This window comes from Actinokineospora auranticolor, from assembly GCF_002934265.1.
GTDB classification, from domain to species: Bacteria; Actinomycetota; Actinomycetes; order Mycobacteriales; family Pseudonocardiaceae; genus Actinokineospora; species Actinokineospora auranticolor.
The window spans coordinates 82,557-109,176 of sequence record NZ_PTIX01000020.1; the positions used below are offsets into that span (position 1 = coordinate 82,557).

27 protein-coding genes are annotated in these 26,620 nt (G+C 72.3%); 19 read left to right on the forward strand and 8 right to left on the reverse strand.

Annotated features, from left to right (window positions below):
- Nucleotides 1-142 precede the first annotated feature (142 nt).
- Nucleotides 143-3,517, forward strand: a complete 3,375-nt coding sequence (locus CLV40_RS28170) for a pyruvate carboxylase (RefSeq protein WP_104482021.1) — start codon at nt 143-145, stop codon at nt 3,515-3,517.
- A 499-nt stretch (nt 3,518-4,016) separates the two neighbouring features.
- On the opposite strand, the gene CLV40_RS28175 is transcribed toward CLV40_RS28170, so the two are convergent.
- The gene (locus tag CLV40_RS28175) at nt 4,017-6,113 is read right to left on the reverse strand and encodes a HelD family protein (protein ID WP_104482022.1); all 2,097 of its coding nucleotides are present in this window, start codon (nt 6,111-6,113) and stop codon (nt 4,017-4,019) included.
- A gap of 168 nt (nt 6,114-6,281) precedes the next feature.
- Between CLV40_RS28175 and rsmD the strand changes: the two genes are divergently transcribed.
- Together rsmD and coaD are read left to right on the forward strand one after the other, a co-directional pair.
- A complete protein-coding gene (rsmD, locus tag CLV40_RS28180) occupies nt 6,282-6,848 on the forward strand; it encodes a 16S rRNA (guanine(966)-N(2))-methyltransferase RsmD (RefSeq protein ID WP_104482023.1) in 567 nt (188 codons plus the stop codon).
- A gap of 31 nt (nt 6,849-6,879) precedes the next feature.
- The gene (coaD, locus tag CLV40_RS28185) at nt 6,880-7,368 is read left to right on the forward strand and encodes a pantetheine-phosphate adenylyltransferase (RefSeq protein ID WP_104482024.1); all 489 of its coding nucleotides are present in this window, start codon (nt 6,880-6,882) and stop codon (nt 7,366-7,368) included.
- Between the two features lie 26 nt (nt 7,369-7,394).
- Here the strand turns inward: coaD and CLV40_RS28190 are convergent, their stop codons facing one another.
- The gene (locus tag CLV40_RS28190) at nt 7,395-7,835 is read right to left on the reverse strand and encodes a GNAT family N-acetyltransferase (protein ID WP_219824136.1); all 441 of its coding nucleotides are present in this window, start codon (nt 7,833-7,835) and stop codon (nt 7,395-7,397) included.
- 72 nt (nt 7,836-7,907) lie between these two features.
- Here CLV40_RS28190 and CLV40_RS28195 point away from each other — a divergent pair, with 72 nt between their 5' ends.
- The 6 genes from CLV40_RS28195 to mutM all read left to right on the forward strand — a co-directional run bounded on the left by CLV40_RS28195 (nt 7,908) and on the right by mutM (nt 11,866).
- Nucleotides 7,908-8,333 carry a guanyl-specific ribonuclease gene (locus CLV40_RS28195; protein ID WP_104482026.1) on the forward strand — a complete coding sequence of 142 codons (426 nt, stop codon included), beginning with the start codon at nt 7,908-7,910 and terminating at the stop codon, nt 8,331-8,333.
- Nucleotides 8,334-8,459: 126 nt separating this feature from the next.
- Nucleotides 8,460-9,182 carry a DivIVA domain-containing protein gene (locus CLV40_RS28200; protein WP_104482027.1) on the forward strand — a complete coding sequence of 241 codons (723 nt, stop codon included), beginning with the start codon at nt 8,460-8,462 and terminating at the stop codon, nt 9,180-9,182.
- Nucleotides 9,183-9,390: 208 nt separating this feature from the next.
- Complete coding sequence (locus tag CLV40_RS28205; RefSeq protein ID WP_104482028.1) at nt 9,391-9,969, forward strand: YceD family protein; 579 nt, start codon at nt 9,391-9,393, stop codon at nt 9,967-9,969.
- Between the two features lie 52 nt (nt 9,970-10,021).
- Complete coding sequence (rpmF, locus tag CLV40_RS28210; protein ID WP_104482029.1) at nt 10,022-10,204, forward strand: 50S ribosomal protein L32; 183 nt, start codon at nt 10,022-10,024, stop codon at nt 10,202-10,204.
- Between the two features lie 22 nt (nt 10,205-10,226).
- Nucleotides 10,227-10,976 carry a ribonuclease III gene (rnc, locus tag CLV40_RS28215; protein ID WP_104482030.1) on the forward strand — a complete coding sequence of 250 codons (750 nt, stop codon included), beginning with the start codon at nt 10,227-10,229 and terminating at the stop codon, nt 10,974-10,976.
- A 2-nt stretch (nt 10,977-10,978) separates the two neighbouring features.
- Complete coding sequence (mutM, locus tag CLV40_RS28220) at nt 10,979-11,866, forward strand: bifunctional DNA-formamidopyrimidine glycosylase/DNA-(apurinic or apyrimidinic site) lyase (RefSeq protein WP_104482031.1); 888 nt, start codon at nt 10,979-10,981, stop codon at nt 11,864-11,866.
- Between the two features lie 162 nt (nt 11,867-12,028).
- Here the strand turns inward: mutM and CLV40_RS28225 are convergent, their stop codons facing one another.
- Nucleotides 12,029-12,313 (reverse strand): hypothetical protein, encoded by a 285-nt coding sequence (locus CLV40_RS28225; protein WP_104482032.1) that lies wholly within the window; start codon nt 12,311-12,313, stop codon nt 12,029-12,031.
- A gap of 20 nt (nt 12,314-12,333) precedes the next feature.
- Nucleotides 12,334-12,564 carry a hypothetical protein gene (locus CLV40_RS28230; RefSeq protein ID WP_104482033.1) on the reverse strand — a complete coding sequence of 77 codons (231 nt, stop codon included), beginning with the start codon at nt 12,562-12,564 and terminating at the stop codon, nt 12,334-12,336.
- Nucleotides 12,565-12,701: 137 nt separating this feature from the next.
- On the opposite strand from CLV40_RS28230, the gene CLV40_RS28235 reads away from it, so the two are divergent.
- The 3 genes from CLV40_RS28235 to CLV40_RS28245 all read left to right on the forward strand — a co-directional run bounded on the left by CLV40_RS28235 (nt 12,702) and on the right by CLV40_RS28245 (nt 15,019).
- Nucleotides 12,702-13,031, forward strand: a complete 330-nt coding sequence (locus CLV40_RS28235; RefSeq protein ID WP_104482034.1) for a PadR family transcriptional regulator — start codon at nt 12,702-12,704, stop codon at nt 13,029-13,031.
- Nucleotides 13,028-14,185 carry a DUF1700 domain-containing protein gene (locus tag CLV40_RS28240; RefSeq protein ID WP_104482035.1) on the forward strand — a complete coding sequence of 386 codons (1,158 nt, stop codon included), beginning with the start codon at nt 13,028-13,030 and terminating at the stop codon, nt 14,183-14,185. The genes CLV40_RS28235 and CLV40_RS28240 overlap by 4 nt, the downstream gene beginning before the upstream one ends.
- 126 nt (nt 14,186-14,311) lie before the next feature.
- Complete coding sequence (locus CLV40_RS28245) at nt 14,312-15,019, forward strand: response regulator (protein WP_104482036.1); 708 nt, start codon at nt 14,312-14,314, stop codon at nt 15,017-15,019.
- Nucleotides 15,020-15,081: 62 nt separating this feature from the next.
- On the opposite strand, the gene CLV40_RS28250 is transcribed toward CLV40_RS28245, so the two are convergent.
- On the reverse strand, nt 15,082-16,242 hold the full coding sequence (locus CLV40_RS28250) for an MFS transporter (protein ID WP_104482037.1): 1,161 nt from the start codon (nt 16,240-16,242) through the stop codon (nt 15,082-15,084).
- A gap of 61 nt (nt 16,243-16,303) precedes the next feature.
- Here CLV40_RS28250 and CLV40_RS28255 point away from each other — a divergent pair, with 61 nt between their 5' ends.
- Nucleotides 16,304-16,684, forward strand: coding sequence for a MerR family transcriptional regulator (locus CLV40_RS28255; protein WP_104482038.1), 381 nt, complete (start codon nt 16,304-16,306; stop codon nt 16,682-16,684).
- On the opposite strand, the gene CLV40_RS28260 is transcribed toward CLV40_RS28255, so the two are convergent.
- The gene (locus CLV40_RS28260; RefSeq protein ID WP_146108272.1) at nt 16,670-17,479 is read right to left on the reverse strand and encodes a CAP domain-containing protein; all 810 of its coding nucleotides are present in this window, start codon (nt 17,477-17,479) and stop codon (nt 16,670-16,672) included. The genes CLV40_RS28255 and CLV40_RS28260 overlap by 15 nt on opposite strands.
- Before the next feature lie 85 nt (nt 17,480-17,564).
- Here CLV40_RS28260 and CLV40_RS38400 point away from each other — a divergent pair, with 85 nt between their 5' ends.
- The 6 genes from CLV40_RS38400 to smc all read left to right on the forward strand — a co-directional run bounded on the left by CLV40_RS38400 (nt 17,565) and on the right by smc (nt 25,339).
- The gene (locus tag CLV40_RS38400; RefSeq protein ID WP_181043777.1) at nt 17,565-17,969 is read left to right on the forward strand and encodes a hypothetical protein; all 405 of its coding nucleotides are present in this window, start codon (nt 17,565-17,567) and stop codon (nt 17,967-17,969) included.
- Between the two features lie 311 nt (nt 17,970-18,280).
- The gene (locus CLV40_RS28270; protein WP_104482040.1) at nt 18,281-19,795 is read left to right on the forward strand and encodes an alkaline phosphatase family protein; all 1,515 of its coding nucleotides are present in this window, start codon (nt 18,281-18,283) and stop codon (nt 19,793-19,795) included.
- Between the two features lie 35 nt (nt 19,796-19,830).
- Complete coding sequence (locus CLV40_RS28275) at nt 19,831-20,118, forward strand: acylphosphatase (protein WP_104482041.1); 288 nt, start codon at nt 19,831-19,833, stop codon at nt 20,116-20,118.
- 71 nt (nt 20,119-20,189) lie between these two features.
- Nucleotides 20,190-20,708, forward strand: coding sequence for a sigma-70 family RNA polymerase sigma factor (locus CLV40_RS28280; protein ID WP_104482042.1), 519 nt, complete (start codon nt 20,190-20,192; stop codon nt 20,706-20,708).
- Nucleotides 20,705-21,445: a zf-HC2 domain-containing protein gene (locus tag CLV40_RS28285; RefSeq protein ID WP_104482043.1), complete on the forward strand. Its 741-nt coding sequence runs from the start codon at nt 20,705-20,707 to the stop codon at nt 21,443-21,445. Before CLV40_RS28280 ends, CLV40_RS28285 begins: the two co-directional genes overlap by 4 nt.
- 159 nt (nt 21,446-21,604) lie before the next feature.
- The gene (gene smc / locus CLV40_RS28290; RefSeq protein ID WP_104482044.1) at nt 21,605-25,339 is read left to right on the forward strand and encodes a chromosome segregation protein SMC; all 3,735 of its coding nucleotides are present in this window, start codon (nt 21,605-21,607) and stop codon (nt 25,337-25,339) included.
- Here smc and CLV40_RS28295 read toward each other — a convergent pair.
- On the reverse strand, nt 25,336-25,935 hold the full coding sequence (locus tag CLV40_RS28295) for a maleylpyruvate isomerase N-terminal domain-containing protein (protein ID WP_104482045.1): 600 nt from the start codon (nt 25,933-25,935) through the stop codon (nt 25,336-25,338). The genes smc and CLV40_RS28295 overlap by 4 nt on opposite strands.
- A 67-nt stretch (nt 25,936-26,002) precedes the next feature.
- Complete coding sequence (locus tag CLV40_RS28300; protein ID WP_104482046.1) at nt 26,003-26,515, reverse strand: hypothetical protein; 513 nt, start codon at nt 26,513-26,515, stop codon at nt 26,003-26,005.
- Nucleotides 26,516-26,620 lie beyond the last annotated feature (105 nt).

Here is a 26,620-nt window from a genome sequence, read left to right on the forward strand (position 1 = left end):
CGCGGCGCGTTGTCGCCGTAAAACCTCGATGGCGAATCGATCAGGATGGCGTCTGTCACGTGGGACGGCGTTCCCGCGAACTGGGACATGAACGATAAACTCCGGCGACCGACTTTCTCCAGGTAGCAGGAGGTAACCGGGCATGTTCCGAAAGGTGCTCGTCGCCAACCGAGGCGAGATCGCCATCCGGGCGTTCCGAGCCGGGTACGAACTCGGGGCGGGGACCGTCGCGGTCTTCCCCTACGAGGATCGCAACTCCCCGCACCGGATGAAAGCCGACGAGGCGTACGAGATCGGCGAGCCGGGGCACCCCGTGCGCGCCTACCTCTCGGTCGAGGAGATCATCAAGGCGGCCCGCAAGGCGGGTGCCGACGCGGTCTACCCCGGGTACGGCTTCCTCTCGGAGAACCCGGAGCTGTCCCGGGCCTGCGCCGAGGCGGGCATCACCTTCGTCGGCCCGGACCCGGACATCCTCGAACTGACCGGCAACAAGGCCCGCGCGATCGCCGCGGCCAAGGAAGCCGGCCTCCCGGTGCTGCGCTCCACCGCGCCGTCCAAGGACGTCGACGCGCTGCTCGCGGCGGCCGACGAGATCGGGTTCCCGATCTTCGTCAAGGCCGTGGCCGGTGGTGGCGGGCGCGGCATGCGCCGGGTCGAGGAGCCCAAGGCGCTGCGCGAGTCGCTGGAGGCGGCGATGCGCGAGGCGGAGTCGGCCTTCGGCGACGCCACGGTGTTCCTGGAGCAGGCCGTGCTCGACCCGCGGCACATCGAGGTGCAGATCCTCGCCGACGGCGCGGGCAACGTGATCCACCTCTACGAGCGCGACTGCTCGCTGCAGCGGCGGCACCAGAAGGTGATCGAGATCGCGCCCGCGCCGAACCTGCCCGTCGAGGTGCGCGACAAGATCTGCGCCGACGCCGTGGCCTTCGCCCGGCACATCGGCTACAAGAACGCGGGCACCGTCGAGTTCCTGCTCGACACCCGCGGCAACCACGTCTTCATCGAGATGAACCCGCGCATCCAGGTCGAGCACACGGTCACCGAGGAGGTCACCGACGTCGACCTGGTGCAGTCGCAGCTGCGCATCGCCTCCGGCGAGACGCTGGCCGACCTCGGCCTGGGCCAGGACGACATCTACCTGCGCGGCGCCGCGCTCCAGTGCCGGATCACCACCGAGGACCCGAGCAAGGGCTTCCGCCCCGACACCGGCATGATCTCCGCCTACCGCTCCCCGGGCGGCAGCGGCATCCGCCTCGACGGCGGCACCGCGGCGGGCGCGGAGGTCAGCGCGCACTTCGACTCCATGCTGGTCAAGCTCACCTGCCGGGGCCGCGACTTCGCCGCCGCGGTGCGCCGGGCCAAGCGCGCGGTCGCCGAGTTCCGCATCCGCGGCGTGGCCTCGAACATCCCGTTCCTGCAGGCCGTGCTCGACGACGAGGACTTCGTCGCGGGCCGGGCCACCACGGCGTTCATCGAGCAGCGACCGCACCTGCTCACCGCCCGCAGCTCCGCCGACCGCGGCACCCGCCTGCTGACCTACCTGGCCGACGTCACGGTCAACAAGCCGCACGGCGAGCGCCCGAAGGTCATCGACCCGCGCGAGAAGCTGCCCGCCGTCGACCTGTCGGTGGCGCCCCCGGCGGGCACCAAGCAGAAGCTCGTCGAGCTGGGGCCGGCGGGCTTCGCCCGCTGGATGCGGGAGAACCCGCGCGTGGGCGTCACGGACACGACGTTCCGCGACGCGCACCAGTCCCTGCTCGCGACCCGGGTGCGCACCAAGGACCTGCTCGCCGTGGCCCCGCACGTGGCCCGGTCGACGCCGGAGCTGTTCTCCCTGGAGTGCTGGGGCGGCGCGACCTACGACGTGGCGCTGCGGTTCCTCGCGGAGGACCCGTGGGAGCGGCTGGCGGCGCTGCGCGAGGCGGTGCCGAACATCTGCCTCCAGATGCTGCTGCGCGGCCGCAACACCGTCGGCTACACGCCGTACCCGACCGAGGTGACGGACGCGTTCGTCCGCGAGGCCACGGCCACCGGCATCGACATCTTCCGCATCTTCGACGCCCTGAACGACGTCGAGCAGATGCGTCCGGCGATCGAGGCCGTCCGGGAGACCGGCTCGGCGATCGCGGAGGTGGCGCTCTGCTACACGGCCGACCTGTCGGACCCGGCCGAGCAGCTGTACACGTTGGACTACTACCTGAAGCTGGCCGAGCAGATCGTCAACGCGGGCGCGCACGTGCTGGCGGTCAAGGACATGGCGGGCCTGCTGCGCCCGCCCGCCGCGGCTCGGCTGATCACGGCGCTGCGCAAGGAGTTCGACCTCCCGGTCCACCTGCACACCCACGACACCGCAGGTGGCCAGCTGGCGACGTACCTGGCGGCCATCCAGTCCGGAGTGGACGCCGTGGACGGCGCGGTGGCGTCGATGTCCGGCACCACCTCGCAGCCGTCGCTGTCGGCGATCGTCGCGGCGACCGACCACAGCGACCGGGATACCGGGCTGTCGCTGCAGGCGGTGTCGGACCTGGAGCCGTACTGGGAGATCGTCCGGCGCGTGTACCGGCCGTTCGAGGCGGGCCTGCCGTCGCCGACGGGACGCGTGTACCACCACGAGATCCCGGGTGGACAGCTGTCGAACCTGCGCACCCAGGCCGTGGCCCTCGGCCTGGGCGACCGGTTCGAGGAGATCGAGACCATCTACGCCGCCGCCGACCGGATGCTCGGCAGGCTGGTGAAGGTGACGCCGTCGTCGAAGGTCGTCGGCGACCTGGCCCTGCACCTGGTCGGCGCGGGCGTCGACCCGAAGGACTTCGAAGCCGACCCCCGCCGCTTCGACATCCCCGACTCGGTCATCGGTTTCCTGCACGGCGAACTCGGCGACCCGGCGGGCGGGTGGCCAGAACCGTTCCGCTCCAAGGCCTTGCAGGGCCGCGCGGCCCCCAAGGGCGTCGCGGAACTGACCGAGGACGACCGCGCGGGTCTGGCGAACGACCGCCGGGCCACCCTGAACCGGCTGCTGTTCCCGGGGCCGACGAAGGAGTTCCTGGCCCACCGCGACCAGTTCGGCGACACGAGCGTCCTGGCCAGCAAGGACTTCTTCTACGGGTTGCAGCAGGGCAAGGAGTACGCGGTCTCCCTCGACCGGGGCGTGACGCTGCTGATCGAGCTGGAGGCGATCGCGGAGGCGGACGAGCGCGGCATGCGCACCGTCATGGCGACGCTGAACGGCCAGCTGCGGCCGATCCAGGTCCGCGACCGCAAGGTCGCCTCGGACCTCCCGGCGGCGGAGAAGGCGGACCGCAACAACCCCAACCAGATCGCGGCCCCCTTCGCGGGCGTCGTGACGCTGGCGGTGGCCGAGGGCGACCAGGTCGAGGCGGGCGCCACGGTGGCCACGATCGAGGCCATGAAGATGGAGGCCGCCATCACCGCCCCCAGGGCGGGCACGGTGGCCCGGCTCGCCATCAGCAAGGTGCAGCAGGTGGAAGGCGGCGACCTGCTGGTCGTCCTGAGCTAGCGCGAAAGACAAGGGCGGTTGGCGGCCTGCGGGCCACCAACCGCCCTTCGCGTTCGCGGGGGCGCGCGAGCATGCCCTCCGGCCCCCGGGAACCAATGCTAGAGGTGACCACTGACAAAACTGGCGAATCGCTGTTGGGTGCCTGTGGACAACTTCGCCGAACCTCGCTCCATCGGGCGGCAATCCCGCCTTCTGTTCGCGGGGAGCGGGCCACCTGCCGCTCACTTGTCCACAGGCTTGATCGACAATTCCCCGAAACCGTCACCCCTCGCCGGTGAAGTGGGTACCGGGGGCCGGAGGCGTGGGTTGATCATGCTCGGCGCCTCGGCCACCACTCGGCTCCGCCGTGGCGAGGTGTCCACGGGCATGACCGTCTCTGCTCGGAACCGCCGGTGGCAGCCGGAAAACTCGGATTCCGACATGACCGTCAAGCGCGCGGGGTGTGACCTACCCAGAGATCAACCCCGCGCGGGACCAACGATGACGTGGCCGGTCGGGGTCAGCCCGGCCAGTTCGCGTCGCTGGTGACGACGGTCAGGCGCTGGGTCGCGCGGGTCAGTGCCACGTAGAGGGTCCGTGGGCCGGTCAGGGACTCCGTCACCATTTCCTCCGGCTCCACCAACACCACCGCGTCGTACTCCAGGCCCTTCGACTCCAGGCCGTCCACGACCCGGATCCGGGAGTTCCCCACCGCATCCGCCGCCAAGCGCATCGGTTCCACCCGACTCGTCGCGGTGATGATGCCGACCGTGCCGTCCACCACGCCCAACAGTTCGCGCGCCGAATCGACTGCCGTGGCGGTCAAGGCGTCGAAGTCGACGACGTGGATGGTCGGCTCGACGCCCGTGCTGCGCACCGCGTGCGGCAGCTGGTCCTCGGTGGCCACGTGCCGCACCACGCGGCCCGCCAGGTCGAAGATCTCCGCCGAGTTCCGGTAGTTCGTGCGCAGCCCGAACCGCCGGTGCTGGGTGCGCGGGCCGCCGAACGCGGCCTCCCTGGCCTGGGCCGCCTCCGGGGGGTCCGGCCAGGACGACTGCACCGGGTCGCCGACCACGGTCCAGCTCGCGTACTTCCCGCGCCGCCCGACCATGCGCCACTGCATCGGGGACAGGTCCTGGGCCTCGTCGACCACGATGTGGGAGTACTCGTCGTAGTGCTCGCGGTGGCGGCCCGTCGGCGCGGGGGCGAACGGGTCGTGCTCCGCCCGGCGCCTGCGCTTCGGCGGTTTGCCGAGCAGCACCCGGAGTTCGTCGAGCAGCGCCACGTCGGCGGCGGTGAAGCCCACCGACGGGTCGGCCCACGAGTCCGCCAGCATGTCCACTTCGGAACGCGTCAGCACCCGGCCCGCGGCGCGCGCCAGGTGCCTGCGGTCGGCCAGGCCGCGCAGGACCTCGGCGGGGGACAGCAGCTGCCACCACACCACCACGAACCGGTGGAAGTCGATGCGCTCGCCCAGCTCGGTCAGCAGCTCCGCGCGCTTGACCGGGAAGTCCTCGTACGAGTCCGCCTTGCGCCACAGGGCGTCCAGCAGCGCCTCGGCCGCGTCCACCCGGGACTGGTTCGGCGGGCGGCGGCCGTTGTGCACGGCCGCGCGCACCTTCGCCAGCTCGCGGGCGTCCAGCTTGAGCACCTCGCCCCGGTACATGATCCGCAGCTCGGTCGGCGCGTCGGCCGGTGCCTCGCGGATCGCCCGCTTGAGCACCCGCCGCATGCGCAGCGAACCCTTGACCGCCGCGACCGGCGCCGGGTCGACGCGGGTGGCGGCGACACCGTCCAACACGTCGCTGAGGGAGCGCAGTTCGACCGTGTCCTCGCCCATCGACGGCAGCACCCGCGAGATGTACGAGGTGAACGCGGGGGAGGGGCCGATCACCAGCACGCCCGAGCCGCCCATGCGCTTGCGGTCGCGGTAGAGCAGGTACGCCACGCGGTGCAGCGCCACGGCCGTCTTGCCGGTGCCCGGACCGCCGGTGATCTCGGTGACGCCGCGCCACGGCGCCCGGATCGCCTCGTCCTGCTCCTTCTGGATGGTGGCCACGATGTCGCGCATGTTCTCGCCGCGGGCGCGGGTCAGGCTCGCCATCAGCGCGCCCTCGCCGACCACCGGCATCGAGTCCTGCCTGCTCTCCGGCATCAGCAGGTCGTCGTCGATGTCGACCACGGACTGTCCGGTCGAGCGGATGACCCGACGGCGGATGACGGCCATCGGCATCTCGGCGGTGGCCTGGTAGAACGGCGCCGCGGCGGGCGCGCGCCAGTCGGTGACCAGGTTCTCGAACTCGCTGTCGCGCACCCCGAGGCGCCCGACGTACATCGTCTCGCCCTCGGTGGTGTCGAGCCGCCCGAACACCAGGCCCTCGTGCTCGGCGTCGAGGCTGCGCAGGATCTGGTTGGCGTGGCGGACCATCACGTCGCGCTCGAAGAGCATCGCGGCCTGCTCGAACACGGCCTCGTTGCGCGCGCCGTGGGCGAGTTCGTCGCCCCGCGTGCGCATGGCCCGCGCCTCGTCGCGCATCTCGGCGACACGCGCGTAGACCATGTCGACGTGCTTCTGCTCGACCGCGATCTCGGCCTCTCTCACAGAGGTTTCCGACACGCAGCGCTCCCACAGTTTCGTTCTGACGGAAGAGCGAGATTACGCGCTTTACCCGTGCGGTGAATCAGCCGCGTGGTGGATGTGCTCTGCCTCACCCGTGCCACAGCGATCTGCGTCACCCACCCGACCCCCGGTGGTCCCACGCGGCGCGTCCGGCACCATGGCGTGATGACCAGGATCGTGGCGGGCGCGGCGGGCGGGCGCAGGCTGGCCGTGCCGCCCAAGGGCACCCGGCCCACCGCCGACCGCGTGCGCGAGGCCCTGTTCAGCGCCCTGGACGCCGATGGGGTGCTCGGCGGTGCCCGGGTGCTGGACCTGTACGCGGGCTCCGGCGCGCTCGGCTTCGAGGCGCTCTCGCGCGGCGCGGCGCTGGCGACGCTGGTGGAGGCGGACCGGACCGCGGTCTCGGTGCTGCGCCGCAACGCCGCGACCGTCGCACTGCCCGGGGTGGACATTCGCGCGTCCCGCGTCGACCGGATGCTGGCGGCGGCGAACCGCACGCCGTACGACCTGGTGTTCGCGGATCCGCCGTACGCGGTGGACGACGACGAGCTGGCCGCCGTGCTGACCGAGTTGGCGGCGGGCTGGCTCGCCCCGGATGCCACTGTCGTGGTGGAGCGGTCCACTCGGTCGGGTGATCCTCGGTGGCCGTCCGCGCTCGTGCCCGACCGCAGCCGCCGCTACGGCGAGACCACCCTGCACTGGGCCGCTTTCGCCGGTCAACGTCACAGTTGAGCGCCCCGGCGGACTGCTACCGTCGGGGATCATGACGCGCGCGGTCTGCCCCGGGTCCTACGACCCGCCAACCAACGGCCACCTCGACATCATCGAGCGGGCCGCGGCGCTGTTCGACGAGGTCGCCGTCGCGGTCCTGGTCAACAAGAGCAAGCGCGGCCTGTTCACCGTCGAGGAGCGCATGGGCCTGCTCGCCGAGACCGTCGCCCACCTCCCGAACGTGCGCGTGGACTCGTGGCACGGCCTGCTGGTGGAGTACTGCGCCCGCAACGACGTCCAGGCCATCGTCAAGGGCCTGCGCGCGGTCAGCGACTTCGACTACGAGCTGCAGATGGCGCAGATGAACCAGGGGCTCACCGGGGTGGAGACGATGTTCATGCCCACCAAGCCGGAGAACAGCTTCCTGTCCAGCTCGCTGGTCAAGGAGGTGGCCACCTACGGGGGCGAGGTCGCGCACCTGCTGCCGCCGACCGTCCACAAGGCACTGATGGCCCGCATCGAGGCCAACCGCGCCGACTGAGCCGCGGACGACCCGGCCCGCAACGGCTACAGCGGGAGCTTCATCCCGACGTGGCTGGCGACGAAGCCGAGGCGTTCGTAGAAGCGGTGGGCCTCGCGGCGGGTCGCGTCGGTGGTGAGCTGGACGATGATCGCGCCGCGGTCGCGGGCGGCCTCCACGGCCCACTCGATCAGCCGCTGGCCCAGGCCGTCGCCGCGGTGGCCCGCGCGGACCCGGACGCCCTCGATCGTCGCCCGCGTCGCGCCCAGCCGCGACAACCCCGGGGTCATCGTCAACTGGAGCGTGCCCACGACCTCCCCGTCCAGTTCGGCCACCACCAGCACCTGGCGCGGGTCGGCGTCGATCTCGTCGAACGCCGCCGCGTACCGCGGGTCGCCGGGGGATTCCCTGGCCGAGCCCAGCGGGTCGTCGGCGAGCATGGCCACGATCGCGGGGACGTCGGTCGCGCGGGCGGGGCGGATGAGCACGATCAACAGCCTGCCACAGCGGGTTCACGCCGTGGTCAGCCACCGATCACCTCATCGGGCTACGTTCCGAAAATGAGCAACATCGCCGCCAGGAGCGCCAAGTCCCTGCTAGCCCTGCTGCTGATCACCCTCGGCGTGTTCGGCGTGGAGACCGCGACGGCCACCGCCGCGCCCGCCCACGCCGCCGCCGCGGCCCAGCCCGCCTGCGGAAACACGTCCTCCTACACCCGCGTCGCGCTCGCCGGCCTGCCCAGCCAGGCCACCGACACCTACCGGCTCATCCAGTCCCACGGCCCGTTCCCGTACCCGCAGGACGGCATCGTCTTCCAGAACCGCGAGCGGATCCTGCCCAACTGCTCGACCGGCTACTACCACGAGTACACCGTGAAGACCCCCGGCTCCAGCACCCGCGGCGCCCGCCGCATCGTGACCGGCTCCGGCGGCGAGTACTTCTACACCGCCGACCACTACGCCAGCTTCCGGCTGATCACCTTCTGATCCGGACCGTGGCGCCGGGACACGCCCGGCGCCACGTCCCCCGGACCGGCCCCCCGAGCGGGCAGAATCGTCGCCCGGGTGGGCGGGTCCGCGCCCGCGGTTCGGCGACCGGGCGGAGGAGGAGTCGTGTACAAGGTCTTCGAGGCCATCGACGAGTTGGTCACCATCGTGGAGGACGCCCGGGGGCTGCCGATGACCTCCGGCTGCGTGGTCCCCCGCGGCGACGTGCTCGAACTGCTCGACGAGATCCGCGACGCGCTGCCCGCCGAGGTCGACGACGCCCAGGACGTGCTCGACCGCAAGGACGAGATCGTCGGCGCCGCCGAGCACCAGGCCGAGCAGGCCGTCAGCAAGGCCAACCTCGAGGCCGAGCAGACCGTCGCCGAGGCCCGCGCGCAGGCCCAGCGGCTGGTCGCCGAGGCCACCGCGCACGCCGACCGGCTCGTCGCCGACGCCCGCGACGAGGCCGACCGCACCGTGGCCGCCGGTCGCGCCGAGTACGAGAGCCTGGTCGGCCGCTCCCAGGACGAGGCCGACCGGATGATCCAGGCGGGCCGCGAGTCCTACGAGCGCTCGGTCGAGGAGGGCCGGTTCGAGCAGGGCAGGCTGGTCTCGCAGACCGAGGTCGTGCAGGCCGCGCACGCCGAGTCCGCCCGCGTGCTCGACGCCACCGCCGACGAGGCCGCCCGCCAGCGCGCCGAGTGCGACGCGTACGTCGACGGCAAGCTCGCCGAGTTCGAGGACCTGCTCACGCACACGCTGCGCACCGTCGGCAAGGGCCGCGCCCACCTGCGCGGACCGATGACGAGCGTGGCCGCGGGCGCCGTCCCCTTCGACTACGAGGACTGAGGCACTTCCTCCCGCCACCCACCCCCGCGCCTTCGCCCGGCATCGTCCCCGACTCGCGTGGGCGCGCCCAGGTCCGCGCGGGGGTGCCGGCCCGGCGCGATTACCCCTGGGCGGCCCGGATCACGTAGGCTGTTCCGGCTACCCGCGCGCGTGAACGCCTCGTTCGGCGCGCACCGCACACCAGTACGAAAGCCTGACGTCGGAGATCATGTCCGCCAACCGCAAGGGCCACGACCGCCCGGTGATCACCAGCCCCTGGGTCATCAACACCCGTGAGCTGGGCAGGCGAGCCGGTTCCAGCCGCCCGGTCCGCCGCACCGCGGCCGCCACCTACGTGCTCGGCCTCGAAGGCGTCATCGGCGTGCCCGTGGGCGCCGAGGTGGAGCTGGACCTGATGCTGGAGTCGGTCGTCGAGGGCGTCCTGGTCACCGGTACCGCGAGCGGTCCGCTGACCGGTGAGTGCTCGCGCTGCCTGGACGGGATCGCCGACACCGTCGAGGTCCGCATCACCGAGCTCTACGCGTACCCGGACAGCGCGACCGACGAGACCACCGACGAGGACGAGATCCCCAGGCTGGTCGACGACCTGGTCGACCTCGAACCGGTGGTCCGCGACGCCGTGGTGCTGGCCGTGCCGCACGTGCCGCTGTGCGCGGAGGATTGCCCCGGGCTGTGCCCGGAGTGCGGTGACAAGTGGGCCGATCTCGGCCCCGATCACCGGCATGAGACCATTGACCCTCGGTGGGCCGCGCTGCATGAGCGGTTCCAACAGGATCCGGGTCAGTAGGCAAGAGCTAGACCGAGTCCTGCTTCAACAGCTCGTCAGAGGAGAGTCAGTCGTGGCCGTCCCCAAGCGGAAGATGTCGCGTTCGAACACCCGCTCGCGCCGTTCGCAGTGGAAGACCACTGCTGTGCACCTGGTGGCCTGCTCGAACAAGGCCTGCCGCGCGCTCAAGCCGCAGCACATCGCCTGCCCCACCTGCGGCCAGTACGCGGGCCGCCAGGTTATCCAGCCCGCGTAGTCGGCGGAAGCAGAACCACGGCATGGGGGGTAAAGCGTCCCGGGGTCCCCAGGGGGATCCGGAAACGCTGCTCGAAGCGCTCGGCGTCCGGTTGGGCGCCGAGCTGCTCGTGCTCGCCCTGACGCACCGGTCGTACGCCTACGAGAACGGGGGCCTGCCGCCCAACGAGCGGCTGGAGTTCCTGGGCGACGCGGTGCTCGGGCTGGTGGTGACCGATCACCTCTACAGCACCCACCCCGAGCTGCCCGAGGGGCAGTTGGCCAAGCTGCGCGCCAGCGTGGTCAACATGCACGCGCTGGCCGGTGTGGCCCGCGGCCTCGGTGAGGGCGGGCTGGGCGCGCACCTGCTGCTCGGCAAGGGCGAAGAGCTGACCGGTGGCCGCGACAAGGCCAGCATCCTGGCCGACGGCATGGAGGCCGTCATCGGCGCGGTCTACCTGCAGCACGGCATCGACGTGGCGCGGCAGGTCGTGCACCGCCACTTCGACCCGCTGCTGGCCGAGGCGCCGCTGCGCGGCGCGGGCCTGGACTGGAAGACCAGCCTCCAGGAGCTGACCGCGTCGGCCGGGCTGGGCGTGCCGGAGTACCGGGTGCGCGAGGAGGGGCCGGACCACCGCAAGGAGTTCACCGCCATCGTCGTGGTGAACGGCCTCAGCTACGGCAACGGCGACGGACGCACCAAGAAGGAAGCCGAGCAGAAGGCCGCCGAGGCCGCCTGGCGCGAACTGACCGAGAAGATCAACGCGGAGTCCGACGCCGCGGACGGTGCCTGAGCTTGCCCGAGCTGCCCGAGGTCGAGGTCGTCCGGCGGGGTGTGCAGGACCACGTGGCGGGCCGGGTCGTGTCCGCGGTCGAGGTCTTCCACCCGCGTGCGATCCGCCGCCACCTGCCCGGTGACGTCGACTTCGCCGGTCGCCTCGTCGGCCGCGCGCTGGTCGCGGCCCGGCGGCGGGGCAAGTACCTGTGGGTGGACCTGTCCTCGGGTGAGGCCCTGCTGGCCCACCTGGGGATGAGCGGCCAGATGCTGGTCCAGCCGCCGGGTGCGCCGGACGAGAAGCACCTGCGGGTCCGCCTCAGGTTCGCCGACGACGGCCCCGAGCTGCGGTTCGTGGACCAGCGGACGTTCGGCGGGCTGTCGGTCGAGGACGTCGTGGTGGTGGACGGGGTGCCGCTGCCGGAACCCGTCGCACACATCGCGCGCGACCCGATGGATCCGTCGTTCGACCTGGCCGCTGCCGTGCGCGCGATCCGCCGGAAGCACACCGAGATCAAGCGGGCGCTGCTCGACCAGACCCTGGTCTCGGGCATCGGCAACATCTACGCCGACGAGGCCCTGTGGCTTTCCCGGCTGCACTGGGCCCGGCCGACGGACAAGCTTTCGGCGGCGAAGGTCACGGAGCTGCTGGGCGCGGCCACGGACGTGATGAACCAGGCCCTTGCGGTGGGCGGGACGTCGTTCGACGCGCTGTACGTGAACATCAACGGGCAGTCGGGGTACTTCGACCGGTCCCTGAACGCGTATGGGCAGGAGGGCCTGCCGTGCGGGCGGTGTGGTCGGGAGATCCGCCGGGAGCCGTTCATGAACCGGTCGTCGTACTCGTGCCCCAAGTGTCAGCCGAGACCGACGGGCTTCACCCCCACCCCGCGCGAGCGGATCTCGTAGATGCCGGGGCCGATCTCCTCGGACGCCTCCTGGATCTGATCTTCCCAGCCTCGCGGCCAGCGCGTCTCGTCCGACCAGCGCACGCCGACGAGGGGACGCCGTCGAGATCGGCAGTGCGCAGATCGGCACCGACGTGGTCCGCCAAGGCCTCCTCCATCCGCGCTACGGCGAACCCGACGCGGTCCCCGCGACGGGCGATTCCGCTCGCCTGCGCGTGAAGTCAGCCAGCGTCCTTGGCAACCGCGCGTCGAAGCCACCCGCCTTGGCGGCGTCGACGGCGATGGTGATCACGTTCTGCCAGAGGCTGCGCTCGATGAATGCCAGCCTGGCCAGGATGGGCGAGATGCGCGCCTCGGTGTCGACGAGTCGGGCGGCGAACACCGCTGGCTCGCCGTGCAGCTCGCGCAACTGCCTGGCGGCGTCGAGAAGCAGGTGGGTCTCGCGCACCCACGGGTACCGCTCGATGCTCAGGCGTCGATGTCCAGGGTGTCGGTGAGGGCGGCGGTGAGGTTGGTTCCGTGCGTGGCCAGGGTGGCGTCGGCCAGACCCGCCTCCAGGTCGATGCGCCGGTCTAGGTCGGCGAGCAGCCCTCGATATCCCCTGGGCGCAGCAGAACCGGTTCCGGTGGGGTGTCGACCGGGTACGCGGAGTGCCAGCGCGATCAAGGTAGGGGCGAGCGCGAGGAGCAGAGGTGTCATGGGGGCCTCACCGGGGTGCGGGGCCGTCGGTAGGTAGAGGCTCGTCAGCCGTACAGCGTCAAGGTCGCACTGGACAGTGCCTTGCGCGGTAGTGCGCAATGCGTAATAGTGTTCCTAGCGCGATACCGGGAGGGCGCATGGACACCAGCCAGTTGCTCAAGGGAGTGCTGGACCTGGCCGTGCTGGCCGTTCTCAAGGACGAGGACGGGTACGGCTACGACGTGCTGCGGCGACTGCGCGGCGGGGGGATGGAAGAGGTCGGCGACGCCTCGGTCTACGGGACGCTGCGGCGGCTCTACCGGGCGGGTCTGCTCACCTCGTACGTCGTCCCGAGCGACGAGGGACCGCACCGCAAGTACTACGGGGTCAACGACGCGGGCCGGGAGCGGCTGGTCGAGTCGGAGCGGGCGTGGCGCGCGTTCTCCGAGGCGTTGGACGGGATTCTGCGAAAGGGGGCCGCGGCGTGAACACCACCGAGACGCGCCAGGAGCTGGTGGACTACCTGCGGCGGGTGCGGGCCGCGCTCGCCGACCTGCCCGCCGACGAGCTGGCCGAGGTCATGGAGGACGTCGAGCCGCACCTGGCCGAGGTGCTCGACGAGACCGGCGACCTGACCGGGCGGCTGGGGACGCCCGAGGACTACGCGGCCGAGCTGCGCGCCGCCGGTGGCTACCCGCCGCCCGCGAGCGCGGACTCCGCGCGGGGCAAGTCCCGCCTGGCGGCTCGCTACTTCGTCTGGTCGACGGCGCTGCTGACCTTCACCTGCCTGGTCGTCGGCGGGATGCTGGCGCAGCCGAGGCACCAGGAGAAGTACCTCTGGCTGTTCTTCACGCTGCTCGCCGCCGCGCCGGGCCTCGTGTGGGTGTTCAGCGGCTACCTCCGGCGCGCCGACGTCGAGTCGCTGCCGGAGTACCGGTTCGCCCGCGCACGAGGGGTGGCCGCGGCCGGGTTGCCGTCGCCGCGCGTGGTCGAGTTCATCCGGTCGCTGCGGCCCGGCTGGTGGGTGGCCAGGGTCGTGCTGGTGCTGGCGCTCATGCTGGTCGGCGCGACGGAGGGAGTGGTCGTCGCGGTGGTCGTGGTCGCGTTCCTGACCTGGGCCGGGCCCCGGTCGAGCACCGACCGGCGGCTGCTGCCGCTGGTGGTGGCGGGCAACGCGCTCCTGGCCACCGCGACGCTCACCGTCGTGCTGTACGCCTCGGACCGGTCGTCGCAGCGGCCGTACGAGTACGTGTCGCCGGGGCTGAACTACCAGGGCAAGTACCTCGACAACGTCTACGCCGTGGACGCCGACGGCAAGCCGATCCCGGAGTTCTACCTCTACGACCACGAGGGCATGCCGCTCAACGTCGTGCGCAACTCTTGCGAGTCCAGCTCCCGCGCCTTCGACAACCGGTTCCCGCAGCCGCAGGTCGAGTACCGCGGGGGGCAGTGCGTGGAGCTGAGCGGGCTGCCGTTCGTGCCGCTGCCGCCCAACGCCACGCTCCGGCCGAGCACGACGTCGGTGATCCCGTCGACTTCGGCGACGACGACGCCGGTGAGCCCGTCGCCTTCGGTGAGCCTGTCGCCTTCGGTGACCACGACGCCGGTCTCGTCCGCGCCTGCGACGACCACGACCGGGTGAGCGTCAGGAACACGTAAAGACCGCTGGTCAGGGCGTCAAAGTGGCGTCAGGGCCGCACCGGTTCAGCCACGGGACGACGAAGCTCTCCCGTGGCTGGACGTGTGGGAGAGGAGGTCGGCGTCGAGAATGACGGTCGCGAAGGGAGTCGCCGTGACCACCGTGCTCGTCGTCGACGATGAACCGCAGATCGTCCGCGCGCTCCGGATCAACCTCACCGCCCGGGGCTACGACGTCCGCACCGCCCACGACGGCGCCGCCGCCCTGCGCGCCGCCGCGGAGAGCAAACCGGACGTCGTGGTCCTCGACCTGGGCCTCCCCGACATCGACGGCGCCGAGGTCATCGAGGGCCTGCGCGGCTGGACCACGGTCCCGATCATCGTCCTGTCCGCCCGCGGCGACTCCGGCGACAAGGTCCGCGCCCTCGACGCGGGGGCGGACGACTACGTGACCAAACCCTTCGGCATGGACGAACTGCTGGCCCGCCTCCGTGCCGCTGTCCGCCGCGGCGCCACCTCGGCCGCACCGGCGGAGGAGGCGGTGGTGGAGGCGGAGTCGTTCACGGTCGACTTGGCGGCGAAGAAGGTGCGCCGGGACGGGGCGGAGGTCCACCTGACACCGACGGAGTGGGGCATCCTCGAGCTGCTGGTGCGGAACCGGGGCAAACTCGTCCCCCAGAAGCAGGTCCTGCACGAGGTGTGGGGTCCGGCGTACGCGGGGGAGACCCACTACCTGCGCGTCTACCTGGCCCAACTGCGCCGCAAGCTCGAACCCCGCCCATCCCGGCCCCGGCACCTGATCACCGAGCCGGGCATGGGCTACCGCTTCGAACTCTGACTCCGTGTCGGGTGGTCAGGGCAGGGGCGCCGGTGCGCGCAACCGGACGGGCAGCAAGGCGATCAAGAAGCACCGGCGGCCTGGACCGGGAAGCCGTGCCTTCGAGAGCCAGCTACCGCGGCTGTGGCGAATGCGGTGAAGGCCAAGAGGAGCCAGGGGAATCCGGTTGAGCCCGTGGTGTCCAGGACGATTCCGCCTGCCACGGCGCCGATAGCGGTTGCCGCGTTCCACAGGGTCACCAAGACGGCCTGGGCCGTGTCCCCCGCTTCCCCCGCGCTGCCCGCCGCGGCGGTCTGCAGGAGCGTGGGGATTCCACCGAAGCCCAAGCCCCACAGGGCCGCCGCGACGTACGGCGTGGCGCCCAGGCCGAACAGCACCGCCGCGACGAGCACCAAGGTCAGGGCCGCCAAGGTCAGGAGGCGGAGGTGGCGGTCGATGTGGGCGCCGACCACCCACACCCCCGCCGTCGCCGCGACGCCGAAGACGAGGAGGACCGTGTCGACCGCGGTGTCCCCCAGGAACGGCGCGATGTAGGTGTACATGGCCGAGTGGGCCAGCACGAAGATCCCGGTCACCGCCATGATCGTGGCTACGCCGGGGACCTTGAGGGCTTGGCGCACCGGGACGCGGCCGCCTCGGGGGTTGCCCGGGAAGTCCGGGACCGCGGCCGTGATCCACGCCAGCAGGACCACCGCCAGGGCGGTCATCACCCAGAACGTCACCCGCCAGCCCACCGCGCCCCCGAGGAACGTGCCCGCCGGGACGCCCACCGACAGCGACAGCGGGATCCCCGTCATCACCACCGCGATCGCCCGCCCCCGCACCGGTTCCGGCACCATCCGCGCCGCGTAACCCGCCAGCAGCGCCCACACCAGACCCGCCGCCAGGCCCGCGACGAACCGGGCGCCCAGGGTCAGGGTGTAGTCGGACGACACCGCCGTCACCGTGTTGCCGACCGCGAAGCCCGCGATCCCGGTCAGCAGCAACCGCTTGCGGCGCCAGGTGGCGGTGGCGGCCGTCAGGGGGACGGCGGCCAGGGCCGTGCCCACCGCGTAGATCGTCACCGACTGGCCCATCGCCGACTCGGTGACGCCGAGGTCCCGGCTCATCGCGGGCAGCACCCCGGCGGGCAGCGATTCCGTCAGCACCGTCACGAAGGCCGCCATGGCCAGGGCGACCAGCGGCGGCAGCGGGAGCCGGGTTTCGACCGTGTTCGTAGGCATGCGGACTATGCTCGAACCATCACATTGATGTAAAGGTCCACCGGACGTGAGGGCGAGCACAATGCGCATCGGCGAGCTGGCGGAGCGCACCGGCACACCCCGCCGGTTGTTGCGCTACTACGAGGAACAGGGCCTCATCCTCTGCGCCCGGTCGGCCAACGGCTACCGCGACTACGACGAGTCCACTGTGGACCGGGTGGGGCAGATCCGCGGCCTGCTCGACGCCGGGCTGCCGACCCGGATCATCAAGCAGATCCTGCCGTGCCTGGACAAGCCCCGGCAGATCCACTTCCCGGACGCGACGCCGGAGATGATCGCGACGCTGGAGCGGGAACTGGCCAGCATGAGCGGCCGGATCGACTGCCTCACCCGCAACCGCGACGCCATCGCCGAGTACCTCGACGAGGTGCTGGAGCGCGCCGGGGGCTCACCAGCCGAATAGCTGGGTCCAGTAGTTGCCGTCGGCCGCGTAGCCCGACCCCATGGTCAGGTAGGCGCAGTTGAGGATGTTCGCCCGGTGCCCGGACGAGCTCATCCAGCCCGCCATGACCGCCGACGCCGACGTGTAGCCCGCCGCGATGTTCTCCGCCGCGGGCGCGTCGTAGCCCGCGGCCCGCGCGCGGTCGGCGAAGGTGAGCCCCTCCGGCGTGGTGTGCGAGAAGTAGTGCCGCGCCGACATGTCGTTGCTGTGGCTCTGCGCGGCCGAGTTCAGCCTGCTGTCCAGCCGCAGCGGCGGGCAGCCCGCGCGGGCGCGCTCGGCGTTGGTCAGCGAGAGGACCTGCGAGGCCGACGTCCCGCCACCGCCGCCAACGGGCGGCTGGGTGGTCGTGGTGCGCGGCGGGGGCTGGTTGCCCGGCTGCGTGGTCGTGGGACCGCCGGTGACCGGCGCGCCCGGGGGCGCGGCCGTGGTCGTTGTGGTCGGCTGGGACGACGCCGTGATGGCCGTCGTGGCGGCCGATGGCGCCACGGAAGGCGTGCTGGACGGTGGTGGGCTCGTCATCGCGGTCGCCGACGCCGAGGCGGTGCCGCCGGTGATCCCGGAGCCGAACACGCCCGTCGGGTTGACCTGGTTGTAGGCGACCTGGCCCGGACGGCCGCCGCCGTCCGCGGTGGATGCCGCCGAACCCGTTGTCAGCAGCGTGGTGACCCCCGCTGTGCTCGCCCCCACCGCGAGGGCCACGAGCACAGCGGGCACTAAGCCGCTGCGGGGACCGCCGTCCTGGCGTCGTCCTGTCACGGCTCGGCAAAGTACCACTAATGGGTGAGCTGTGGTTCACCCATGCCACACGAAGTCACTCCATCACGTCGTGGGAGGCGGCTCGGTGGTCGTCGTGGGCGGATCGGGTGTCGTCGTCGGCGTGTTCGTGGTGGTGGGCGTCGTCGGCCGTGTCGGCTGCGTCGTCGGGTTGCCGCCCCCGCCGCCCGGCTGGGTGGTCGTGGTCGGCGGCTTGTTGGTCTTGCGGGTCGTGGTCGTCGTCGTGGTGGTCCCGGCGTCGGTGGTGGTCGTCGTCGTTTCCGTCGTGGTGGTCGTCGACGACGTCTCCGTGCTGGTGACCGCGTCCGTGGTGGTCGGGGTCGTGCTCGTGCGCGAGGTGGTGGTCGTGGTCCGGTTGACCGTCACCTCGTTGCTCGCGGGCTGCGCGTCCTCGTCCTGCTTCGCGGCGAGGCCCGCCACGGCGGCGAACACCGTGGACACCACCACGCCCGCGACGCCCAGGATGGCGTAGGGGGACCGGCGCAGACCGCGTGGCTGCTCGGGCGAGTCTTCCGGGACGGACGTGACGACCGGCTCATCTGGCTCGGACATGCGGGTCCTACCTCCCTGACCCGCCGGCAAGGCGGGTCACGGCGCGGCAACGTATCACTCGACCGTGGTGCCCGGTGCGGGTGGCCCGCGGTCACCGATCGCCGTCACCGCCGGTTGACCGGCGTTCACCGGACGTTCCGCCGTCGCCCGCCGCCCGTCCGTTGCCGCCAACTTGTCTGTACAGGCAGGCTCGAACGCGCACTCGCCGGACCCCTGCCCCTGGAGGAAACCTTGCGGCGATCACCGCACCCCCGCACCGCCACCGCCGCCGTCGCGGCCTGCGCGCTCACCGCGGGCGCGCTGCTCACCCCGGCGGCGGCCCAGGCCGCCCCCGCTGCGGCCAAACCGCAGAAAGTACTGGTCATCGGCATCGACGGCCTGCTCTACGACCGGATCGCCCCGGCCGACGCGCCGACCCTGGACGGCCTGATCGCGTCCGGTTCGGCCAGCAAGACCGCGCTCTACTCGAACCCCCTCGCGCCCACCCTCTCCGGCCCCGGCTGGGCGACCATCGCCACCGGAACTTGGCCAGACAAGCACCGCGTGCTCAGCAACAGCTGGGGCACCTCGACCAACCTGGCCACCTACCCCGACTTCCTCACCCGGGCCGAGCAGGCCAACCCGGCCCTGTCGACCTTCGCCGCCGCCACCTGGGACCCCCTGGTGAACGACTCGGCCGGACGGGCGATCTTCGGCTCGGCCATCGACGCCCGCGTCAACGGCAGCAACGACACCGACACCACGACGCAGACCGCGAACCGGCTGCTCACCGTCGGCCCCGACGCCTCCTTCGTCGCCCTCGACGACGTCGACGCCGCGGGCCACAGCTGCGGCGCCGCCACCACCTGCTACCTCAACGCGATCAACGCCACCGACGGCCGCGTCAAGCAGCTGCTCGACGCGATCAAGGCCCGCCCCACCCACGCGGCCGAGGACTGGACGATCCTGGTCACCGCCGACCACGGCCACACCGACGCGGGCGGCCACGGCGGCAACACCCCGCCCGAGCGCTCCTCGCTGATCATCCGCAGCGGCCCGGGCACCACCCCCGGCACGCCCGCCATCGCGCCCAAGAACGTCGACATCGCACCGACCGTGCTGAGCCTGCTCGGCGTCGCGGTGCCGAGCGCGCTCGACGGCCGCGTGCTCGGCACCGCCACCGGCGACCCGTTCGACACCCTCGTCGGCTCGCTGCAGACCCGGGTCGACGAGACCGGCATCCCCGCCACCGTGCGCGGCTGGACCAAGACCACCCCGTCCGGCTGGACCATCGACAACACCGGCATGGGCACCGGCGGCGTGGCCGAGTGGCGCGGCTGGTCCTTTGCCACCGACGAGTTCTGGACCCGCGCCGAGGCGGGCCAGTGGCGGGAGAACAACGTCCGCGCCCGGGGCGTGTTCGCCGTGGCCGACTCCGACGAGTGGTCGGACAAGTCCACCTCCGGCACCTTCAACAGCGCGCTGACCTCCCCGGCCTACCCGGTCGCGGGCAAGTCCACGGCCAAGGTCGGGTTCAGCTCGCACTACCGCAAGGAAGGCGCCGAGACCGCCACCGTCACCGTGTCGTTCGACGGCGGCGCCCCCACCACCGTGCTGACCTACTCCGGTGACGCGGTCGCCAAGATCGAGTCGCTGACCGTGGCCGTGCCCTCCGGCGCCACCACCATGAAGGTCACCTGGAAGCTCACCAACGGTTCGAACAACTGGTACTGGGCCGTCGACGCCCCGACCGTCACCACCGCGTGAGCCAACCCGACACGGGCTCATGTCACCATGGGCCCGTGTCGGACACGCAGGAACCCCAGCGCGTCACCGCGTGGGTGCGCGGTCGCGTGCAGGGGGTGGGCTTCCGCTGGTGGACCCGCTCCCGCGCGCTGGAGATCGGACTCGTCGGCTGGGCGCGTAACGCTCGGGACGGTCGCGTCGAAGTGGTTGCCGAGGGCGGCCGGGACCGGTGCGCGCGACTGCTCGACGCGCTGCGTTCCGGCACCACGCCGGGGACGGTCGAGTCGGTTGTGGAGCACTGGGGACCGGCCAAGGGGAACCTGGAGGGGTTCGTCGAACGTTGAGTGGTCGATCCCACACACCGGATCATCACCTGAGGTGAACCGCTCGACACCGGGAGGCGTAGGCCCTGAGCGTGGGGAGCACCCCGGAGCAGGACGACGAGTTCGTCCGCGAGCTCTACAGCCGATACCGGCGACCGCTGCTCGGCTACGTGCTGCGCGCGGTCGGCGGAGACCACCAGCGCGCCGAGGATGTCGTGCAGGAGACACTGTTGCGGGCGTGGCGCCACGCCGATTCGCTCGAGGCGGACAAGGCCGGTCCGTGGCTGTACACGGTCGCCAAGAACCTGGTGATCTCCGGTTACCGGCGGCAGAGCGCGCGGGTGACCGAGGTCCCCATCGAGAACGAGGACTGGCCGCGCGCCGGTGACGAGTTCGAGCAGGTGCTGCAGGGCTGGCAGGTCGCCGAGGCCATGCGCGCGCTCACCCGCGACCACCGGGCGGTCATCGCCGAGCTGTTCTACCGCAGGCGCACCGTCGCCGAGGCGGCCAAGGTGCTGGGCATCCCGGCGGGCACGGTCAAGTCGCGGTCGTTCTACGCGTTGCGCGCGCTGCGCGACGCCCTGGAGGAGCGCGGGGTGACGGAGCTGTGACCTGCACGCACACCTTCTCGCTCGGCGCCTACCTGCTCGGCGCGCTCGACCCGGCCGAGCGCGCGGCGTTCGAGGCGCACGCCGCGGCCTGCTCGGCCTGCCGCCGCGAGCTGGTCCGGCTCTCGCCGCTGCCCGGCCTGCTGCACCGCATCCGGGTCGAGGACTTCGAGGACACCCCGGAGGTCCCCGCCGACCTGCGGGTCGAGGCCCCCCGCGCGCCCGAGTGGTTCGACGACGACCCGCTCGACGCCGAACTGGACCCGGCGCCCGCGCCGCCCGCGCCCGCCCCGCCCCCGCCCCCGGTCGTCGACATCGACCGGCGCCGCCGCGGCCGCTACCCGAAGATCGTCGCGGCCGCCGCGGCGGTGATCGCGCTGTCGGTGGGCAGCGTGATCGTCTACGAGTCGCTCGGCGACACGGCGGAGCCCGGCCCGTACTCGGTGAGCTGGTCGGGCACCGACCCGGCCAGCGGCGTGCGCGCCGACCTCGACCTCACCGACCGCGACTGGGGCACCGAGGTGCGCATCCGGCTGCACGACGTGCCCGCGGGCAAGCCGTGCAAGCTGATCGTGCGCGGCCGCGACGGCTACTTCGAGGTGGCGGGCTGGTGGGCGACCGGCTACCGGCAGGGCGAGGCGGTCCCCGGCAGCACGTCGATCACCCTGGCCCGCATCTCCCGCATCCAGGTGCAGAACGACGACGGCGACGTCCTGGTCGAGGTGCCCGCGCCGTCCTGACCGGGCGCCCGGTGACCAAGCCGGGGCCGAGGCGCTGACCAGGTCCGATGGCCGCCACCCGGCCCCGCCTCACCGATCCGGGCGGGGCGCACCGGTAGTCTCGGCCGGATAACGGCGGACTGCGCCCAAGCCTGAGCCCAACCTGAAGGGTCTCGCCTCGTGTACCTCAAGAGCCTGACGCTGAAGGGGTTCAAGTCGTTCGCCTCGGCGACGACGCTGAAGTTCGAGCCGGGCATCACCTGCGTCGTCGGCCCGAACGGCTCGGGCAAGTCGAACGTGCTCGACGCGCTGCGCTGGGTGATGGGCGAGGGCAGCGCCAAGGGCCTGCGCGGCGGCAAGATGGAGGACGTCATCTTCGCGGGCACCGCGGGCCGCGCCCCGCTGGGCCGCGCCGAGGTCACCCTCACCATCGACAACTCCGACGGCGCGCTGCCCATCGAGTACACCGAGGTGTCGATCACCCGCCGGATGTTCCGCGACGGCGCCAGCGAGTACGAGATCAACGGCCAGGGCTGCCGGTTGATGGACGTGCAGGAACTGCTGTCGGACTCCGGCATCGGCCGCGAGATGCACGTCATCGTCGGGCAGGGCCAGCTCTCCGCGATCCTGGAGTCCAAGCCGGAGGAGCGCCGCTCGTTCATCGAGGAGGCCGCGGGCGTCCTCAAGCACCGCAAGCGCAAAGAGAAGGCCATCCGCAAGCTCGACGCGATGCAGGCCAACCTCACCCGGCTCAACGACCTCACCGCCGAGCTGCGCCGCCAGCTCAAGCCGCTGGGCAAGCAGGCCGAGATCGCCCGCAAGGCGCAGACCACGCAGTCCGAGCTGCGCGACGCCCGGCTCCGGCTGCACGCCGACGACCTGGTCACCCAGCGCGGCGACATCGCCCGCGAGGAGGCCGACGAGGCCACCGCCCGGCGCAAGCGCGGCGAGGTCGAGCAGGCGCTGGAGATCTACCAGGCGCGGCAGACCGAGCTGGAGGACAACCTCGCCGTCGACGCGCCGAAGCTCGCCGCCGCCCAGGAGACCTGGTACCGGCTCTCCGCGCTGGAGGAGCGGCTGCGCGGCACCGTGCGGCTGGCCGTGGAGCGCGCCCGGCACCTGTCCGCCTCGGTGGAGGCCCCGCGCGGCGGTCGCGACCCCGAGGAGCTGGAGGCCGAGGCCGAGCACACCGCCACCCGCGAGGCCGAGCTGTTCGAGGCGGTGGCCGAGGCCCGCTACGCGCTCGCCGAGTCCACCGAGCGCCGGGCCGAGTTGGAGCGCATGGTGCAGGCCGCGGAGAAGGCCCACCTGGCCGCCGTCCGGGCCATCGCCGACCGCCGCGAGGGCCTGGCCAGGCTGGCCGGTCAGGTCGAGGCGCTGCGCAGCAAGACCGGCGCCACCGACGAGGAGATCGAGCGGCTGTCGTTCACCCTGGGCGAGGCCCGCGAACGCGCCGAGGTCGCCGCCGAGGAACTGGCCGCGGCCGAGGAGGAGACCGGCGTCGAGAGCTCCGACGACGCCTCGCTCGCCGAGCGCCACCAGCAGGCCGCCGCCTCGCACGACGCCGCCCGCGCGCGGGTGGAGGAACTGGTCCGCGCCGAGCGCGGCGCCGAGAAGGACATCGCCTCCTGGCGGGCCCGGGTCGACGCGCTCTCGCTCGGCCTGTCCCGCAAGGACGGCGCGGGCGCGCTGCTGGCGTCGGCCGACCGGCTGCCCGGACTGCTCGGGTCGGTCGCCGCGCTGCTCACCGTCGAACCCGGCGCCGAGGCCGCGCTGGCCGCCGCGCTCGGCCCGGTCGCCGACGCCGTGGCCGTGGCCAACCCGGACGGCGCCGTGGAGGCGCTGCGGCTGCTGCGCGCAGGCGACGAGGGCCGGGCCGGGATGCTCATCGGCGGGCCGGCCCAGCCGCTGGACCGCGCCGCGTGGCCCGCGCTGCCGCCGGGCGCGCGGTGGGCCGTCGACCTGGTCCGCGCCCCGGACGCGCTGCTGCCCGCCGTGCACCGCGCGCTCGACCGGGTCGCCGTGGTCGACGCCATCGCCGACGCTCGGGCCCTGGTCGCCGCCGACGCGGGGGTCCGCGCGGTCACCACCGAGGGCGACGTGCTCGGCGCGCACTGGGCCATCGGCGGCTCGGAGAAGGCGCGGAGCGTCATCGAGGTGCAGGCCGCCGTCGACGAGGCCAACGCCAAGCTCTCCGCCGCCGAGCGGGCCGTCGAGCAGTCCTCCGCCGCGCTGGAGGGCGCCCGCGCCGAGCAGCAGGCCCGGCGGGCCGAGGTCGACGCGGTCAAGGAGGCGATGAACGAGGGCAGGGTGCGCGCCGCGCGGTCGGCCGAGCGGCTGAACCGGCTGCGGGCCGCCGTGCGCTCCGCCGAGGCCGAGGCCGAGCGCGCCGAACGGCAGCGCGCCAAGGTCGAGCAGGCCCGCGAGGAGGGCCTGCTGCGGCTCGCCGAGCTGGAGGAGCGGCTCTCCGCCGTCGAGCAGGAACAGGACATGGAGGCCGAACCGGACTCCAGCGAGCGCGACGAGTACACCGCGTCCCTGGCCACCGCCCGGCAGGAGGAGATGGAGGGCAGGCTCACGCTGCGCACCTCCGAGGAACGCCACCGCGCGTTGCAGGGCAAGGCCGACCAGCTGCGCCGCGCCGCCCGCGCCGAGCGCGAGGCCCGGGAGCGCTCGGCCCGCGCCACCGCCGCCCGCAAGCGCGGCGCCACGATCGCCCAGGCCGTGGTCGACGGCGGTGAGCTGGCCCTGGAGCGGATCGCCCGGTCGCTGACCCGCGCCGCCCAGGAGCGCGACGAGGTGCAGGCCCAGCGCGCGGAGCGGGAGCGGGTGCTCGGCGACGTGCGCGGCCGGGTCCGCGAGCTGTCCACCGAGCTGGAGAAGCTGACCGACGCCGTGCACCGCGACGAGGTGCTGCGCGCCGAGCAGCGGCTGCGGCTGGAGCAGCTGGAGGTCAAGATCGCCGAGACCTTCGGCATCGGCCTCGACGACCTGGTCACCGAGTACGGGCCGACCGTGCCGGTGCCGCCGAGCCCGTCGGAGCTGGCCGAGTACGAGGCGGCCAAGGAGCGCGGCGAGGACGTCACGCTGCCGCCGTCGAGCCCGTACGACCGCGAGACCCAGGCCCGGCGGGCCAAGCGCGCCGAGCGCGACCTGTCGCTGCTGGGCAAGGTCAACCCGCTGGCGCTGGAGGAGTTCGCCGCGCTGGAGGAGCGCTACAAGTTCCTCTCCACCCAGCTGGAAGACCTCAAGGCCACCCGGCGCGACCTGCTCGTGGTGGTCAAGGAGGTCGACGACAAGATCCTCGAGGTCTTCACCTCCGCCTACCACGACGTGGCGCGCGAGTTCATCACCGTGTTCGACGTGCTGTTCCCCGGCGGTGAGGGCCGGATGATCCTCACCGAGCCCGACGACATGCTGGTCACCGGCGTGGACGTGGAGGCCCGGCCGCCCGGCAAGAAGGTCAAGCGGCTCTCGCTGCTCTCCGGCGGTGAGAAGTCGCTGGTGGCGGTGGCCATGCTGGTCGCCATCTTCCGCGCCCGGCCCTCGCCGTTCTACGTGATGGACGAGGTCGAGGCGGCGCTGGACGACACCAACATGCGGCGGCTGATCGGCCTGCTGGAGCAGCTGCGGGCCAGCTCCCAGCTGATCATCATCACGCACCAGAAGCCGACGATGGAGATCGCCGACGCGCTCTACGGCGTGAGCATGCGCGGCGACGGCATCACCCAGGTCATCTCCCAGCGCCTCCAGCGCCGCGCCGAGCCCGCCGCCCAGACACCCGCCGTTGTGGACAGTCCGGCGCGGACACCGGAACCCCAGGAGCCCCAGGAGAACCAGGAGCCCCGGGTGTCCCAGGCGGACGAGTCGGTCCCGGAGGAGCCCGCCCAGGAACCGCTCGACCCGGTCGTCTAGACCGCGACCGGTCGGGTCCCGTCCCACTCCGACAGCGGTGCGCAGTGCCAGCGCCAGTCCTGCGGTCGGGGGTGGCCGGGCAGGTCGGCGCGGCCGTTGGCCCACAACAGGGTCTGCCACGCGTCGAGGTCGTCCGGCGCCCAGGGGAACATCCTGGCCAGCAGCGCGCGGCTGTGCGCCTCGCGTGGCACGAACTCGACGCCGAGCCCGCGCCCGGCGTCGGCGGTGTGCACCAGCAGTTCGTCGCAGGCCATGCCGAGGAACCCGCTCGGGTCGGCCACGCCCCACGGGTGCCAGCCGCGCGCCTCCGGCGGGCTCGAGTCGACCACCGCCGCCAGCACCCTGGCCGCCATGCCCAGCGTGCGGATCAGCTCGCCGGGCGGCGCGGCCCGCACCTTGACCTCCGTTGTGGACAGTTCCCGCGCCCCGGCCGCCAGGTCGGCGCCGTAGTAGAGCAAGGAGGTGCTGGTGTGTGCTACGACCCCGGCGACGGTGAAGTCCATCCCGGGTACCGGCGCCTCCCAGTCCTCGCCCGCGTGGGTGTGCAGGAAGTCCAGGCACTCGGTCGCCGTGGAAAACAGAATCGCCCCGTCCATGCGCTGAGCATGGCCGGGGCGACCGTCGACGATCAAGAGCGGATCATCGGTTGACTACGCCGATCGGTTACGCGGCGGGCGGCGGGTAGCCACCGGGCTGCTGCGGGTAGCCGCCCTGCGGACCGGCGGTGGGCTTCTTGCTCGCCTGGAAGGTCAGGAAGGCCGCCACCGCGGAGGCGATGGCCGCGAGCAGGCCGATGTAGAGGCCGAAACCGGCACCGTCGCTCACCGAGTCGCTGAACGAGCCGAGGCCCGCGCTGCTGGACAGGGTCAGCCAGCGGATGATGATGATCACCACGGCGGCGGCGGCGAAACCGAGCCAGAGCAGGGTGAGGTTCGGGACCGAGGTGCCCACGTGCGGCAGGAAGACCAGCACACCCGCGGCGACCAGCAGCAGGACCGGCAGCCAGCCGCCGATGCCGATGCTCCACGCGGACCAGCCCTGGCTGACGCCCATGCCGCCGAAGCCGGTCACGGACACGGAGTACCAGGGGAAGAAGCTGGCGAGGAAAGCGAGCACGCCCGCGCCGATGCCCGCCCACTCGATCGGGGTCACGCGCTTGGGGTCGAAGTTAGCCATAGTGGCCTCTCTGCACTGACGAACGGCTGGGGGACCGTTCGGGGGAATGCGGTGGTCCCGCCTATACGGGACGCGGTGAGGGTCGCACAAAATATGGTCTGATCC

Excerpts from the sequence above, each read along its gene's own strand:
- CLV40_RS28170 (WP_104482021.1), top strand. The coding sequence starts at position 143 with ATGTTCCGAAAGGTGCTCGTCGCCAACCGAGGCGAGATCGCCATCCGG.
- CLV40_RS28205 (WP_104482028.1), top strand. The coding sequence starts at position 9,391 with ATGTCCGCCAACCGCAAGGGCCACGACCGCCCGGTGATCACCAGCCCC.
- CLV40_RS28195 (WP_104482026.1), top strand. The coding sequence starts at position 7,908 with ATGAGCAACATCGCCGCCAGGAGCGCCAAGTCCCTGCTAGCCCTGCTG.
- coaD (WP_104482024.1), top strand. The coding sequence starts at position 6,880 with ATGACGCGCGCGGTCTGCCCCGGGTCCTACGACCCGCCAACCAACGGC.
- CLV40_RS28295 (WP_104482045.1), bottom strand. The coding sequence starts at position 25,935 with ATGGACGGGGCGATTCTGTTTTCCACGGCGACCGAGTGCCTGGACTTC.
- rnc (WP_104482030.1), top strand. The coding sequence starts at position 10,227 with ATGGGGGGTAAAGCGTCCCGGGGTCCCCAGGGGGATCCGGAAACGCTG.
- CLV40_RS28255 (WP_104482038.1), top strand. The coding sequence starts at position 16,304 with ATGCGCATCGGCGAGCTGGCGGAGCGCACCGGCACACCCCGCCGGTTG.
- rsmD (WP_104482023.1), top strand. The coding sequence starts at position 6,282 with ATGACCAGGATCGTGGCGGGCGCGGCGGGCGGGCGCAGGCTGGCCGTG.
- CLV40_RS28250 (WP_104482037.1), bottom strand. The coding sequence starts at position 16,242 with ATGCCTACGAACACGGTCGAAACCCGGCTCCCGCTGCCGCCGCTGGTC.
- CLV40_RS28245 (WP_104482036.1), top strand. The coding sequence starts at position 14,312 with ATGACGGTCGCGAAGGGAGTCGCCGTGACCACCGTGCTCGTCGTCGAC.
- CLV40_RS28235 (WP_104482034.1), top strand. The coding sequence starts at position 12,702 with ATGGACACCAGCCAGTTGCTCAAGGGAGTGCTGGACCTGGCCGTGCTG.
- CLV40_RS28230 (WP_104482033.1), bottom strand. The coding sequence starts at position 12,564 with ATGACACCTCTGCTCCTCGCGCTCGCCCCTACCTTGATCGCGCTGGCA.
- CLV40_RS28300 (WP_104482046.1), bottom strand. The coding sequence starts at position 26,515 with ATGGCTAACTTCGACCCCAAGCGCGTGACCCCGATCGAGTGGGCGGGC.